This window comes from Clostridioides sp. ZZV15-6597, from assembly GCF_020657815.1.
Lineage (GTDB): Bacteria > Bacillota > Clostridia > Peptostreptococcales > Peptostreptococcaceae > Clostridioides.
On sequence record NZ_JAGWCT010000103.1, the window covers coordinates 1 to 14,546 of the forward strand.

General features: G+C 30.4%; 14 protein-coding genes and 2 pseudogenes. 12 read left to right on the forward strand and 4 right to left on the reverse strand.

The window, feature by feature from the left end; all coding sequences use genetic code 11:
* The first annotated feature begins 404 nt into the window (after positions 1–404).
* The 12 genes and pseudogenes from KGF52_RS17230 (at position 405) to KGF52_RS17280 (ending at position 10,180) form a co-directional block, all read left to right on the forward strand.
* Positions 405–1,739, forward strand: coding sequence for a DUF3440 domain-containing protein (locus tag KGF52_RS17230; protein WP_227841019.1), 1,335 nt, complete (start codon positions 405–407; stop codon positions 1,737–1,739).
* On the forward strand, positions 1,736–2,263 hold the full coding sequence (locus KGF52_RS17235; RefSeq protein WP_227828789.1) for an IbrB-like domain-containing protein: 528 nt from the start codon (positions 1,736–1,738) through the stop codon (positions 2,261–2,263). Before KGF52_RS17230 ends, KGF52_RS17235 begins: the two co-directional genes overlap by 4 nt.
* Before the next feature lie 387 nt (positions 2,264–2,650).
* Positions 2,651–3,349, forward strand: coding sequence for a lantibiotic protection ABC transporter ATP-binding protein (locus KGF52_RS17240; protein WP_227841020.1), 699 nt, complete (start codon positions 2,651–2,653; stop codon positions 3,347–3,349).
* Between the two features lies 1 nt (position 3,350).
* Positions 3,351–4,121, forward strand: a complete 771-nt coding sequence (locus KGF52_RS17245) for a lantibiotic immunity ABC transporter MutE/EpiE family permease subunit (RefSeq protein WP_227841024.1) — start codon at positions 3,351–3,353, stop codon at positions 4,119–4,121.
* The gene (locus KGF52_RS17250; protein WP_227841025.1) at positions 4,118–4,885 is read left to right on the forward strand and encodes a lantibiotic immunity ABC transporter MutG family permease subunit; all 768 of its coding nucleotides are present in this window, start codon (positions 4,118–4,120) and stop codon (positions 4,883–4,885) included. The genes KGF52_RS17245 and KGF52_RS17250 overlap by 4 nt, the downstream gene beginning before the upstream one ends.
* Before the next feature lie 113 nt (positions 4,886–4,998).
* On the forward strand, positions 4,999–5,691 hold the full coding sequence (locus KGF52_RS17255; RefSeq protein WP_227841026.1) for a response regulator transcription factor: 693 nt from the start codon (positions 4,999–5,001) through the stop codon (positions 5,689–5,691).
* Positions 5,692–5,710: 19 nt separating this feature from the next.
* Positions 5,711–7,177, forward strand: a complete 1,467-nt coding sequence (locus KGF52_RS17260) for a sensor histidine kinase (RefSeq protein ID WP_255646330.1) — start codon at positions 5,711–5,713, stop codon at positions 7,175–7,177.
* A gap of 460 nt (positions 7,178–7,637) precedes the next feature.
* Positions 7,638–7,976 (forward strand): winged helix-turn-helix transcriptional regulator, encoded by a 339-nt coding sequence (locus KGF52_RS17265; protein ID WP_227841027.1) that lies wholly within the window; start codon positions 7,638–7,640, stop codon positions 7,974–7,976.
* A 154-nt stretch (positions 7,977–8,130) separates the two neighbouring features.
* Positions 8,131–8,403, forward strand: a pseudogene (locus KGF52_RS21700) (aminoglycoside 6-adenylyltransferase); the annotation flags it as partial.
* A 6-nt stretch (positions 8,404–8,409) separates the two neighbouring features.
* Positions 8,410–8,685 carry an aminoglycoside 6-adenylyltransferase gene (locus KGF52_RS21705; protein ID WP_413927403.1) on the forward strand — a complete coding sequence of 92 codons (276 nt, stop codon included), beginning with the start codon at positions 8,410–8,412 and terminating at the stop codon, positions 8,683–8,685.
* A gap of 86 nt (positions 8,686–8,771) precedes the next feature.
* Entirely contained in the window at positions 8,772–9,500 is a 729-nt protein-coding gene (locus tag KGF52_RS17275) for a HEAT repeat domain-containing protein (RefSeq protein ID WP_227841028.1), read from the forward strand.
* Between the two features lie 110 nt (positions 9,501–9,610).
* On the forward strand, positions 9,611–10,180 hold the full coding sequence (locus tag KGF52_RS17280) for a GrpB family protein (protein WP_227841029.1): 570 nt from the start codon (positions 9,611–9,613) through the stop codon (positions 10,178–10,180).
* Positions 10,181–10,432: 252 nt separating this feature from the next.
* Here KGF52_RS17280 and KGF52_RS17285 read toward each other — a convergent pair whose 3' ends face one another.
* The 4 genes and pseudogenes from KGF52_RS17285 to KGF52_RS17305 all read right to left on the reverse strand — a co-directional run.
* Positions 10,433–10,816, reverse strand: a complete 384-nt coding sequence (locus KGF52_RS17285) for a GNAT family N-acetyltransferase (RefSeq protein ID WP_227841030.1) — start codon at positions 10,814–10,816, stop codon at positions 10,433–10,435.
* A gap of 295 nt (positions 10,817–11,111) precedes the next feature.
* Positions 11,112–12,446: a GHKL domain-containing protein gene (locus KGF52_RS21710; RefSeq protein ID WP_413894792.1), complete on the reverse strand. Its 1,335-nt coding sequence runs from the start codon at positions 12,444–12,446 to the stop codon at positions 11,112–11,114.
* A gap of 20 nt (positions 12,447–12,466) precedes the next feature.
* Positions 12,467–13,177 (reverse strand): LytR/AlgR family response regulator transcription factor, encoded by a 711-nt coding sequence (locus tag KGF52_RS17300; protein WP_227841033.1) that lies wholly within the window; start codon positions 13,175–13,177, stop codon positions 12,467–12,469.
* A gap of 195 nt (positions 13,178–13,372) precedes the next feature.
* Positions 13,373–14,546 (reverse strand): annotated as a pseudogene (locus tag KGF52_RS17305) (ABC transporter permease); the annotation flags it as partial.

Genomic DNA, 14,546 nt, shown 5'->3' on the forward strand with positions numbered 1-14,546 from the left:
ATACTATACATGTCTATATTATTTTAAATATGATATATGTTTATATTATTTTTCTTATAAAACAATAAAAAAAGCAAAGACATTTTTAAAATTCACCTAAGAAATATATAATCTAAAAAATTATAAACTTGGAAAATAAAAATTTGATTTTAAAAATATGTAAAATACAAAATATTGGGCTAAATACTGAAGAAATAATGATAATTATGCTGTTGGAAAATTATGTAAAATAATGGTAAAATATAGTTTATAATAGAAAAATTGATTTATATTATAATTATATTTATTTTTTTGGATTTATGCACTTAGAGGATGCATAATTTATGCTGATTACTACTAAAAGTGCATATATAATATTATGTTATAAGTTTTCATGAACTTCTATTTGAAAGGGGAGATTACAAATGGATAAAAGATATTTGGAATCCAGTGTATTTGAAGCTTTTCAAGACAGACTTTCTTATGTTTTCAGTGAATTTGATTATATCTATGTATCTTTCAGTGGAGGAAAAGATAGTGGTCTATTATTGAATTTAGTTTTGGATTATAAAAGAAAATATAATATAAAATCCAAAATAGGAGTATTTCATCAAGATTTTGAGGCTCAATATAGTATGACAACAGAATATGTTGAAAAAATGTTTGAAGACAATCTTGAAGATATTGAACCATATTGGGTATGTCTGCCAATGGCTACGAGAACAGCTGTAGGTAATCATGAAATGTTTTGGTATCCATGGGATGATGAGAAAGAAGAATTATGGGTAAGAAGAATGCCAGACAAAGAATACGTAATAAATCAAGAAAGTAATCCTTTTACCTACTATAAATATAAGATGAAGCAGGAAAGTTTGGCAAAGCAATTTGGTAGGTGGATGAGAGACAAGCATAAGGGTGCAAAAGTTATTTGTTTACTTGGAACAAGAGCCTCGGAATCCTTACAACGTTATTGTGCTATTGTGAATAAACAGCATGGATATAAAGGCAAGTGTTGGATAACAAAGGAGTTTAAAAATGTATGGACAGCATCTCCTTTATATGACTGGGGACTAGAAGATGTTTGGGTAGCCAATTATAAATTCGACTATGAATACAATAAAATCTATGATTTGTTCTATAAAGCTGGATTGCCTCCAAGAAAAATGAGAGTAGCATCTCCTTTCAATGATTCAGCAAAAGAGAGTTTAAATTTATATAAGATATTGGACCCAGAAGTATGGGTGAAATTGGTTGCTAGAGTACAAGGGGCTAATTTTACTTCTATTTATGGAAAAACAAAAGCTATGGGGTATCGTAGTGTAAAGTTGCCAGAAGGACATACATGGAAAAGTTTCACTTATTTTCTGCTTGATACTCTACCTGAAAATATAAGAAATAATTATATTAAAAAATTTTCAACATCTATTGACTTCTGGAATAATAAAGGCGGAGGTTTGCCAGAAATCGCTATATGTGAGTTGATAAGAAAAGGGTATAATATAGAAAGAAATGGAATTTCTAATCATACAAAAGATAAAAAAAGTAGAGTTATATTCTTAGGGGATATACCTGATGACACAGATGATATTAAATTTACTAAAGATATACCAAGTTGGAAAAGAATGTGTTATTGTATTTTGAAAAATGACCATATGTGTAAGTTTATGGGATTTAGTCCTACAAAAGAGCAAAGAATGAAAACAGAGTACATTAAGAAAAAGTATGAAAAATTTTTTAAGATAGGAGTTAATATGCTATGAAGTATAAAAGTCCTGTATATGAAATTATCGCAGTCCCGATTGAAAAGATAGAATCTAACGACTATAATCCAAATGCAGTGGCTCCACCAGAAATGCAGTTACTGTATAAAAGTATAAAAGAAGATGGATATACAATGCCGATTGTTTGTTATTATAATCCAGAAAATGACAAATATGTTATTGTAGATGGTTTTCATAGATATCGAATAATGCTTGAAAATAAGGATATATATGATAGAGAAGGTGGAGTACTTCCTGTTTCAGTAATTGATAAATCACTTGATGAGAGAATGGCAAGTACTATTCGTCACAATCGTGCAAGAGGTTCACATAATGTGGATTTAATGAGCAATATTATAAAGGAACTTTGTGATATTGGAAAATCTGATAAATGGATATCAAAGCACTTAGGGATGGATATTGAGGAGATTCTTAGATTAAAGCAAATAACTGGATTATCCTATTTATTTAAAGATAAAGAGTTTGGACGTGCATGGATTCCTTTTGATTCTGATACTAAATAAGATAATTAAAAAGATATGTTTTTAGTCTAAATACTATAGAAATACTATTAACCTTTTTGGAGCAGTGTTTTAAAGAACTATGAAGAAGTGTTTTAAAGAAATATGAAGCAGTATATTAAAGAAAATATACTTGAGTTTAAAGCTTTTGAATAAATACAAGTATTGAGAATAGAGTAGTGTAAGATATAAATACATAATATTAACAAAGAAAAAGAGTAGGATGATATCCTGCTCTTTTTCTTTGTTAGTACTGCTTAAGTTTTTTCATTTATAAATAAATAGTATATTTTCATAAAAAAATTATAAGTGTTATAAAATTGTTATTTTTTCGTGTTAATCTTTTTATAGAAAAGAAATTTAGATTATTACAAGAAAGGATGAATATACATGAAAGACTTAATTCTTGAAACAAAAAATTTATCAAAAAGATATGCAGAGCAAATGGCAGCTAACCATATTTCACTGCAAATTGAACGAAATAGCATATACGGGCTTCTTGGACCAAATGGTGCAGGAAAATCGACAACACTTAAAATGATTGTTGGACTTCTTCGTCCAACAGGAGGACAGATTATTTTTAATGGAAAGTTGTGGGAACGAGAATCTCTTACAAAAATTGGTTCTTTAATTGAATCACCTGCTTTGTATGGAAATCTTACAGCAGAGGAAAATCTACTAGTTCACACAAGACTTCTAGGTATTCCACATGAAAAAATTCATGAAGTACTAGACACAGTTGATTTAAAAAATACTGGAAAAAAGAAAGCTTCACAATTTTCTATGGGAATGAAACAACGACTTGGAATCGCTATTGCACTTTTGAATAATCCAGAGCTGTTGATTTTGGATGAACCAACCAACGGGCTTGACCCATTTGGGATTCAAGAACTACGTGAGTTGATTGCATCTTTTCCTAAAAAAGGAATTACAGTAATTCTTTCAAGTCATATATTATCAGAGGTTGCTCAAGTAGTTGATAAAATCGGAATTATTAGTGGAGGAAGGCTATTATTTCAAGGGATACCAGACCCAAATGAAAATCTAGAGGAATTCTTCTCTGGTGTAATCCTAAAAGGAGGAAAATAAAATGAATGGACTTAAATCTGAACTTCTAAAATACAAAAGAACATTTATGGGGAAATTGATTGTTTTTATTCCTATATTCTTTGCATTGTATTCAGGGATAACACAATCAACAATCATGAAAAATCCATTATCTCAAAGTAGCTCTTGGTCATGGGACACCCTTCTAGCCTTGGTTTTTAATACGTGGCCACTTGTATTTTTACCTCTTGGTATGGGATTATTTGCTACTTTGGTAGCTGGACAGGAAAGAAAAGCTGGGAATTATCGCACTTTGCGTGCATATAATGTTTCACCTATGGCTCTTTGGATTAATAAGGTTATGGCTATGGCAGTTTACACTCTGCTTTCAACACTAGTTTTGATAGTTGCAACAATCATTAGTGGTTTGTTTTTATCAGAAGGAGCAATCCCATTTGGAAAGATTATTGCTGGAGGCTTTGTTTGTTGGTTTGTTTCTCTTACACTTATTCCTATTCAGTTGTGGGTAGCTACATGGAAAGGAACATTCTCAAGTATGGGAATTGCACTTGTAGGTATGATGGTAAGTGTTCTTACAGCAATAAAATCTTTATGGTTTGCAGTACCATGGAGTTGGGCTATGAGGCTGATGTGTCCTATTGTTGGTGTGCATCCAAATGGAGCTATTTTGGAGACTGGAAATCCCCTTTTAGATTCATCTGTGATTCCTGTTGGAATTATCGTATCCATGGTTGTATTTGTTGTAATTACAGTAATTACAGGTATTTGGTTTAATAGGAGGGAAGTAAAATGATAGGAGTATTATCATCAGAGTGGCTAAAAACAAAACGTACAGCAATTCGTTGGCTTACATTTTTTATGCCTATAGTCATTGCACTTTGTGTTGTTGCTTATCTGGCACTTAGGTCTGAAGTTACATATAAATTTGTTTTTGAAGGTTATTTTATAGTATGGACAGCAATTATAATTCCAGTAGGAGTAAGTCTTATATCAAGTTTTATTATACATGAGGAGGAACTTGCTGGAGAATTCAATGGTTTTTTAAATACAGGAGTTTCCCGAACTAAGTTATATTTAGGCAAATTTTTTATATTGATTTTCTGTATGGCAGTCAGCACTTTTATTTCATCACTTATAATCTGTGTAGGAATGAATATCGTAATACCTGATGGAGGTAGCATTTCCCTATTCATGATGGCCTCTTTACTTGGAGTAATAGGGACGCTTCCAATTCTAGCTATTCACTTGTGGGTAAGTTTTTTATGGGGTATGGGAGCATCCATAGGAATAAGCATGGGTGGTATTTTAATGGCTGCTTTGATTGGAGGAACAAGTCTTGGGAATAAAATCTGGATGTTTGTTCCTTGGGCTTGGCCAGTAAAGATGTCAATGTTTCCATCTATTTATTTTCAGGCTGTCTCATCAACTTCAATTTATTCAAGAGCAGAGTCGCAGTTAATAGGAGCACTTGATTTGACAGGAATTGGGCTTATCATTTTTCTAGTTGGTGGAATTCTATGGTTTAACAGATGGGAAGGTAGAGCGTGCAATGATTAATAATTGTAGATGTTTTCGTAAATTTGACTAATGATAAAAATTATCAGATAATATATGAGCAGGTCACAATACAGGCTTGTTAATAATGCATAAGTATTGGAGGATAATTAAAATTGAGCAAAATATTGATTGTTGATGATGAAAGGGAATTGGTGGCCTTATTAGAAAAAAAACTGAAGTCAAAAGGGCATGAAGTACTTATCGCATATAATGGAAATGATGGAATTGAATTAGCAAAGAAACAGCCAGACCTTATTATACTTGATATTATGATGCCTGGGGCTGATGGATTTGAAGTTTGTAGTACTATACGAGACGATGTAGTGTGCCCTATCATTTTTCTAAGTGCAAAGCAATCAGAAACAGATAAAATCAAGGGATTAACTCTTGGTGGAGATGATTATATAGTGAAACCTTTTGGGTTACGAGAATTGATGGCACGTATTGAAGCTAATCTACGCCGTGAAAAGAGGTCACAATATATTAATACCGAAAACAAACGTCCAAAAATGTATTTTGGAAAACTATGTTTGGATATACAAGAGCGTGCAGTAAAAATTGATGGTGAGGATGTCCACTTGACAAAAAGAGAATATGACATTGTAGAACTACTTGCATTGCATGCGGGACAGGTTTTTTCTAGAGAACAAATCTATGAAAAAGTCTGGGGATATGATTCAGAAGGTGAAGATTCAACAGTTGTTGAGCGTGTTAAGAAGATTCGTGCTAAATTTTCTGTAGTAACACCTAAAATTGAATATATTTCTACCGTTTGGGGAATCGGGTATAAATGGAATAAATTTTAGAGAAGGAGATGTGTATATAATGAAGAGCATAAAGAATCGGTCGCTTTCAGCACAGTTTCAGAGAACACTTTTTTTAATTATAATCACTAGCGTATTGGCATCACTGATTACTTATGCTGGAGTCATTATGTTGTTTATTCGAGCTTTAAATAATAATGACATAGATGGAGAAAATTATTATGAACAGCAGATACCAGAAATAGAAAAATATATTCATAAACAAAATACTACTATTCTATCTCCTTCAAGTGCAGAAGATTTGAATAATATGATTCATGGCGACGGATTATTCTATCAGGTTGTAGATAATGACAGTAACTTTTTATATGGTACGTATAAGAAACAAATTTTTGAAACGAAGGAACAGCTATTTAATAAACTAAATACAACAATTGGAGATTCGGGAAATTTTGTCAAGATTGTTCCTGTTATTGATGATAGTGGAAAAATCGAAGGGGCTGTCCTTCTTGCTTATCAGTTGAAACTTACTTATGCAAATGGAAAGGAAAATAGACAGTGGAGAGACGATAGGGTTATTATTATTGCTCTGCTATCTCCTTTTATATATATTATAGGATTTACAATATTATTTTCTCGAATTCTTGCTAAGAATATCAATCGACCATTGAAACTTTTGATGGATAGTTCACATAAGATTAAAGAAAAGAACCTTGATTTTGAAATAGACTATTATGCAGATAATGAACTAGGAAAGTTATGTAGTGCCTTTTCAGAAATGAAAGACGAATTAAAAAAATCTTTATCTGCACAATGGAAAATAGAACAGGAACGAGTAGAGATGGTGGAGGCCTTGGCACATGACCTGAAATCCCCATTATCTATTGTAAAGGTATATTCAGAAGCTTTGATTGATGATACTGAGATTAGTGAAGAACAACGTCAATATCTTGAAGTTATAGAAGCAAATGTAGATAAAAGTGTCTCATTGGTTCAGCAAATGCAATATACTTCTGAGCTTGAAAAATATTGTATTCAGTTACAGTTAGTTCCTGTAAATCTGACTGAGTTTTTGGAGCAAAAAGTATATTACTATGAATTAGAAGCTAGAAAAAAAGAAATATCTATTATTTTAAATATTCAAAGTAATGTAGAAGAACCTATCTTGGTTGATATAGAGAAATTAGAAAGAATCTTTGATAATATCGTATCCAATAGTCTTCAACATACTCCAGAAGGTGGAAAAATCAAAATATCAGCAAAGGCAGAAAAAGAATATATCTCATATGAGATTTGTGATTCTGGTACTGGATTCAGTGCTAAAGATATGCATAAAGTTTTTGAAAAATTTTATAGAGGTGATGAGGCTAGACAAACTGAAGGTGGACATTCTGGTTTGGGGTTGTACATTGTCAAGCAATTAGTTGAGATGCTTGGTGGTTCAATCAGAATAGAAAATGCGGAATATGGTGGTGCATGTGTGATATTTCATCATAAAATATTTGATGAAAGGGAAGTGGAAGATTAATATTCCTACACTTACTTAGATTTGAAAATACTGTCGGTAATACTTTCCATGATGGTTAAATTCTTAATCTCTAATCATTCATCTTTAATTTTTTATTGGGTAAATATATTAATAAGTGATTATGTTAAGTATATAAAAGAGGTATCAGCAATATGTTGATACCTCTTGTTGTATTGGAGTATTGAAAAAAATATCTTATAAGTTCTTAAATGAATATAGAAAATTTGTGGAATAAATACAAAGTGCTTCTTAAATGAATATAAATAGATTTTACAATGAATATATAAAGTTTATACAAATAAATACAAAGAGTTTTTTAAATGAATATATAAAGCTTCTACAATAAATACAGAAGCTTTTTACAAATAAAATCTGTTACCTTGACGTAGTAAATATAGTATCATATAATTATACTAACTAAAAGTAAGTATATAACTTTAAGTTAGTTAAGGAGGATAATATGAAAAAATATTTACCTGCTTGTCCAGTAGAAATCACATTGCAAATGATAGGTGATAAATGGAAGTTTTTAATATTAAGAGAATTAATAAGTGGAAAAAAGCGTTTTGGTGAATTAAGTAAATCAATTGAAAATATAAGTCAAAAAATGTTATCACAGAATCTAAAGAGTATGGAGGAGGAAGGCTTGGTGCATCGTGAAGCCTATGCACAAGTTCCACCTAAAGTTGAATATTCTTTAACTGAATTAGGTATGACTTTGCGCCCAATATTAGTTTCTTTGTTTGAATGGGGTAATATGTATAAAGAGTATAACAAAAAGGAGAGTAAACATGAATAGAGTTGTAATAACTGGTGTTGGGGTAGTATCCCCTATTGGAAATTATGCAACTATTTGTTTGAAGAAGTTTGAGGAATAGTAGTTTTTTATTTGATTATATATGAAATTTATCAGATAATACATTGTTTACAGGATTGTTTCATGGGGGTGGAAAGTGCGTACTGAAAAAGAAATGCTTGATTTAATTATAAATATAGCAAAAGAAAATGAACTTATTAGAGCCGTTTATATGAATGGCTCTCGTACAAATTAAAATGTGCCAAAAGATATTTTTCAGGATTATGATATTTTATATGTTGTATCAGAAACAAAACATTTTTATGAAGATGAGTTATGGATTGATTATTTTGGCTCAAGGCTATATATGCAAATGCTAGGAAAAATGGACTTTCTAAGAGGGAATAATCATAATTTTGATGAAACTTATGGATGGTTGATACAATATACTTGCAGTGTTGGGAAGTCTGGAAAATATATGTGTAATTTTTTAGAGGAAGACATGTATAATCGTTTTTTGAGTACATATGCTGATGGGAAAGTAGAGAATATATGGAATGCTACATTACTAATGTGCGATTTGTTTGATGAGGTTGCTGTTGAGGTGTCCAAAAAATTAGGATACAAATACAACCAGGAGGAAGCAGATACTAGTAGGAGTTTTTTGGAGCATGTGAGAAGTTTGCCGAGAGATGCAAAGAAAGTATATTAGCTTGTTGTAAGTAACATTAAATTGTTAAATTAAAACTTGTTAGCTATAAGATGGAATTTAATTTATTAATAATATGAGGTTAATTTATGAAAAGTAATAATGAAGATTGGATAAAGCGAGGTTTTATTACAGCAGAATATATCAATAAATTTCAATCTTATTCAGATGAAGAGTTATTAGAACTAGCAAATTCATCAAAAGCAGTTGAAAGGTCAGTTTCTATAAACTTAATGTCAAAAAGATATGGAGTCAAAAATAAAGAATTTGTAGAATTTTTGTTAGGAAAGCTTTGTGGTGAAAAATCGCTATATACGAAGATTGAGATTTGTAATGCCCTTGAAAAGGGTAATACTTATACTGCAAAACAGATGATTAAATACCTTGGAATAATAGGAAACAATCAACATAAATATTTGCCAGACAGGGTTTCTAAAAAGAAGAGTTACCCATTGGCAAGGGATATAATTGCGAGAAGTTTAGCAAGGATGAATGTAGAGGTTTTACCTGCATTGTTTGATGTTTTAGAGAGTGATGATAGGATTAAGATTTCTGAAGTAATTGATGCTATAGGATTTATGATATTTTATAATCAAGAAATAGCTAGTGAGTATTATTTTAAAAAGATTGTAAGTGTAATGGAAAAGTATTCGGAAGATGATTTAATTATTTGGAAATGCGTAATGAGCCTTTCTTCTTTTAAGACTCAAGAAAGTATAGATATTCTTGAGCAAGTTTCATATAGTGATAAAAATGATTTAATAAAAAATGAAGCTGAGTGTTCTCTAAGTAAGATTAAAAAAGAGATAAAGTTGTAGAAAGAAATAAAATCAAAATTAATAAAATCGTAGAAAGTAATAAAATCAAAAGCAATAAAATTGTATAAAGAACAATTAAATTTACTAATCTAAAAGGGGAGAACTGGTTTATGAGAAAACAACTGTCAGATATGACATTAGAAGAATTATGGGAGCTATTTCCTATATTTTTAACTAATCATAGGGAATGTTGGAAAGATTGGTTTGAAGAAGAAGAATCTAGACTAACTGAACTACTTCCTATGCAAAAAATTGTGAGAATAAGTCATATTGGAAGTACTTCTGTAAATACAATTTATGCAAAACCGATTGTTGATATATTGATTGAGATAAAGCCTGACTGCAACATGCAAAAGATTAAAGAATTAACTGAGTCAAATGGCTATATTTGCATGTCTGAAAGTGGTGAGAGGGTTTCACTTAATAAAGGATATACAGTAGATGGGTTTGCAGAACGAGTTTTTCATTTACATATAAGGTGTGCAGGGGATAATGATGAATTATTTTTTAGAGATTATTTGATTGATAATCCAAGTGTTGCGAAGGAATATGAAAGTCTTAAGTTGAAATTATGGAAGGAACATGAGCATAATCGTGATGCTTATACAGATAATAAATCAGATTTTGTTAAAGAGGTTACTGAAAAGGCTAGGGAATTGTATTCTAATAGATATAGTTAGGATATTATTTGCCATATTTAAGTTTAATATATTTAAATTTAAGTTTAGATAAGTTTACAAGGAAGTACATGTAGACAGTGAAGCAGGTTGTTGGTAACAAATATCGTATGCTCCTAGAGAGGGGAGTAGTCAACCAATCAAGGCTTAAATGAATGGGCTTAACCGTTGGCTGGCTCGACTGGCTTTACTATACTCCTAACAAATTAGGATTTGTCAATTCAATTTCATGTATAGACGTGGAGGGGGCTTTCTTTAGAGACTCTCCTTTTTAATCATATATGATTGCATATCTTTTTGACAACCGTTCTTTTCATAAAATTCTTCTACTCCTGGCTGTGCACCGAAGTATAGTGATGTCGGTGTGTGGACTTTGGCCAGGTTTAACAATTTGCTTCCAATACCTTTCTTTTGAAACTCTGGTAAAACCAGCAGTTCTGTGATTGTACCAAAATAATATCCATCAGATAATATTCTGATGCACCCAATAAGTTGGTTTTCTTCATACGCTGTAATATTGATTGTTTTTTTCAATGCCTTCTGTGTTTTTTCAACATCATATTTGCCAGGCCAAACACTGTTGGCCAAAGATAGGAAGACCTTAGCATCCAATTCATAATCATCAACAATATATTCCATGATTATTCTCCTTAAAAAATTTTTATTTTCAATATTATATCATTCAAGCTATGAAATAACAATCACATTCAAAACTCTATTTTCACACCTTATCCATAATCTTTTTCGCTATCTGCTGAAACTTCTCAGAAGTTTTCTCGTTCATCGACATGACCTGTCCAATTTGTCTGGCAATCAGTGACCTGCAAGTGGAACTTGAGAATGTGTGCAGTGAGATTGAAAAGCTGGTGTATAGTTTAATGGGTGCAAACAATGTCCTGCCCTCTTATTATATAATATGATTTTCAGCTTAATACTAACATAACCTAATATAAAGAAATAAAGAAAAATCTGTATCAGTATAAGAAATATTCAACTCTCCACTATACTTATCAACAATTTCCTTGATATTTTCAACCCCATATCCATGAGATTTACTATTATCTTTATCTGAAATAAATAAGCCATGTTTTTTAGTGATAGTATTTACCTTGTTATTTGTCAATAAATAACTAAAATATTCATTTTCACAACGTGCTTTTAATATCACTTTTCTATTGGATAAGTCGGGAATCTTTAAAGATGCTTCGATGGCATTATCCAAAGAGTTTGAAAAAATAGTACATAAATCCATTGGCTCTATACCAAAGTGATTGTCTATATCTATATTAAAATGAACATCAACACCATTTTCTTCCAACTTTGCATGACGAAGATTTAAAATTGAATTAAGGGCTGGATTTTTACAAAACTGCTTACCACTTAAAGTTCCAAAACCAAGTTTTAATTGTGTAAAATAATCTTTAGCTCCATCAATATCTTCAACCTCTAAATAAGATTCAATCATTTGGAAGTGGTTATTTATGTCATGTCGTATTTTGCGTATCTGAACCTGTTGATTCTCTAGTAAGTCGTAATATTCTTCTTTTATATGATTCGATTGATTTTCTAACTTCATCTTTACATTTTCAATTAGTGGATTTAAAAGAAGTATTACACCAATATTAGCTATAATTGCAGATAAAATAATTAGATAAGTACCATAAGGCAAGTTACCTAAAATAATATTATCCTTACCCATAGGAATTAAATTAGTAGGTGGTAAAATAATGGCGATTAGTATTGATAAAAACGAAGACATACATACAACATCAATAAAAATCCATATACGATTTGTAAGGTACTGTTTTATATTAACTAATCTATTTTTTAAGAAAAAATGTATCAAAAACCATAAAAATGCTTTAATTATGGCAGAAACTATCTTAACAATTGAAAGTATTGCAGTATACTCAATTGAGCTTACAAGTTCTCTATATAGAGGATTGTTTATAAAAAGAAAATTAATACCAACTATAATAGGATAGAGTATCATTATAACTGATATTATAGGAATCAACCTACTTTTACTACAGACTATAAGGAGTATAAAATATCCAAGTAGTGTAAAGAGGATATTTACAGGGTCAGAAAGCCATATTATCATTTGAGTGATAATAGAATAACCCAAAATCAATATTATTTTAAAAATCCAGTGTTTCCTAAAGTCTATAAAATAAGATGTTAGCTTATAAAGAAAAAAAGCTATAAAAATGCTAATTAAAACTGTAATATAAATTGTAGCGTTTGATATTATTGAATAAGTATCCATTTGAAAAACCTTTCTAAAAATTAAGATTCTAGCATATGCCTTGCAAATTTTCCTACAACTTCTTGATATTTTTGACGGCTTATAGGAATTTTTTCATTTTGTACTTTAGCATACGTCTGATTTACACTGTCTACATAGTTTAGGTTGACAATATATCTCTGATGTGTACGTATAAAATTAGATGGAAGGATGTCCTCCATGTCATTTAGTTTTCCATAATATTCTAAAGATTTGTCAGGGGTTACTACAGTCAACTTTCTTAATTCACTTTTGAAGTAGAGAATGTCTTTTGTGTTGATTTTACAAAGGTTAGTTCCAATCTGAACTGTAATAAAGTGTTCTTTCCATTGTTCTAATTTTTTTAATGCTTCTTTTAAGACTTCACATATTTTTTCACTTTTATAAGGTTTTAAGATATAGTTTAAAGCTCCTACATCATATCCATGAAACACATAGTCAGAAAAACCTGTGACAAAGATAATTATAGTATCTTTTGAGTATTTTCGGATGACTTTTGCTATATCAACTCCATTAATTTCTCCAAGTTCAATATCCAAAAAAATGATGTCTATATAATAATTTTCATGTTCTAGGTTGTATATTAGACTTTCGCCATTTGAGTGTTCTTTTATCTGGCAGGGATAGCCCCACAAATCCATTTCTCTTGTGATGATTTTGTTTAGCATACTTCTTTGTTGTTTTTCGTCATCACAAATACAAATTGAAATCAATGAGTATTCTCCTTTCAAGTTTTATATTTATATAATTAAGTATATAATAAATTGAGCTACCTAGATATATAAAAGAGGAAATATATCTAGGTAGCAAAGTAGAATCTTATTTAAATAAGTTTTAACTAGAATCGTACGAATAAAATTTATATAGACTTACTAAGAGAAGCCTTATCTAGAATCATTTAAGCAAACTTATTTTGAAATCCCAATAATTTCTTTGAATTTTTTATAAGTCAACCGATATATAAGGTACATATAAACCCCACAAACCGCTAGCAAACATAGATTTATCAGAAGAGCATTGACTTCACTATGAACAATTCTACCATCATTGTTTACCATAATCATAAAGTTAAAAAGATATATTACAAAACTTCCAGTAATAAGAGGGTACGAAAAGACTTTCTTTAATTGGTTGCGAATACAGAATTTTATATAGTCGTTGTTAGCACCTAATCGATTTAAGTCTATAAAAATCTGTTTGTGATTTACTGCTATTGTAACACCTCTTGTATATGCAATGATTCCCACAGCCGTAAAGCAGATGATACCTACATAGATAAATAACATTAAGAATACTGCCGTATTTTTTATCATATCTTGACTCTGTAAAATTTTAAAATTAGGATAGTATTTCCATTGGAGATATAATTGATTATTATCTGGAGTTAATTTTAAAGAACCTTCTCCACTTGGATACTCTTCATCCATAAAATATTTTTGACCAGCTGATTCATAGCGTTTTTTCACATATTCATCATAACTAGTGTATTTTCCCATTTCCTTAGGTGTTCTTTTTATAGTCTCTGCCTTTAAATCACTAGCAAAAGCATAGGTATCTGTAGCTTTATCTACATCAAATAGGACAGAATTATTGTAATTGTTTATAGATAAATCTTTAGTAAATGCGTTGTAATCATCTTCACTAAGGACATAAGCATTCATACCAGCATTCTGAAAGAAAGAACCATTAAATATTAGTCTTCCAGCGTATTTAAAAGGAGTTTCTTTTTCTGTGGCTGGGCTTGATATAAATTTTGGAAAATCATAATCTCTACTTTCATTCCCTTTACTTACAACAGCAAGATATTCGCCATTTTTTATAGTGATAGGTTTACCAATTAATTTAGAGAAATCCTTAGAATTAAAGAACATAGCTAAAGAATGTTTTTTCATATATACATTATCAATAGTTCTATCTTTATTAAATATTGATTCTGTACCATCTACAATTAATTTAATAGAAGGAAGTTCCATGTAGTTTTGGATTTTTACGTTATGCTTATCTGCCAACTGACGTATAAACTCTATAAATTTATATAAATACTTTATATTTTTTATAGTTTTATTTCCTTTTTCATCCTGC

What these genes read in the sequence shown, in the direction of transcription:
- KGF52_RS17260 (WP_255646330.1), top strand. Translation starts at nt 5,711, where the DNA reads ATGAAGAGCATAAAGAATCGGTCGCTTTCAGCACAGTTTCAGAGAACA.
- KGF52_RS17265 (WP_227841027.1), top strand. Translation starts at nt 7,638, where the DNA reads ATGAAAAAATATTTACCTGCTTGTCCAGTAGAAATCACATTGCAAATG.
- KGF52_RS17285 (WP_227841030.1), bottom strand. Translation starts at nt 10,816, where the DNA reads ATGGAATATATTGTTGATGATTATGAATTGGATGCTAAGGTCTTCCTA.
- KGF52_RS21710 (WP_413894792.1), bottom strand. Translation starts at nt 12,446, where the DNA reads ATGGATACTTATTCAATAATATCAAACGCTACAATTTATATTACAGTT.
- KGF52_RS17245 (WP_227841024.1), top strand. Translation starts at nt 3,351, where the DNA reads ATGAATGGACTTAAATCTGAACTTCTAAAATACAAAAGAACATTTATG.
- KGF52_RS17280 (WP_227841029.1), top strand. Translation starts at nt 9,611, where the DNA reads ATGAGAAAACAACTGTCAGATATGACATTAGAAGAATTATGGGAGCTA.
- KGF52_RS17250 (WP_227841025.1), top strand. Translation starts at nt 4,118, where the DNA reads ATGATAGGAGTATTATCATCAGAGTGGCTAAAAACAAAACGTACAGCA.
- KGF52_RS17235 (WP_227828789.1), top strand. Translation starts at nt 1,736, where the DNA reads ATGAAGTATAAAAGTCCTGTATATGAAATTATCGCAGTCCCGATTGAA.
- KGF52_RS17275 (WP_227841028.1), top strand. Translation starts at nt 8,772, where the DNA reads ATGAAAAGTAATAATGAAGATTGGATAAAGCGAGGTTTTATTACAGCA.
- KGF52_RS17240 (WP_227841020.1), top strand. Translation starts at nt 2,651, where the DNA reads ATGAAAGACTTAATTCTTGAAACAAAAAATTTATCAAAAAGATATGCA.
- KGF52_RS17230 (WP_227841019.1), top strand. Translation starts at nt 405, where the DNA reads ATGGATAAAAGATATTTGGAATCCAGTGTATTTGAAGCTTTTCAAGAC.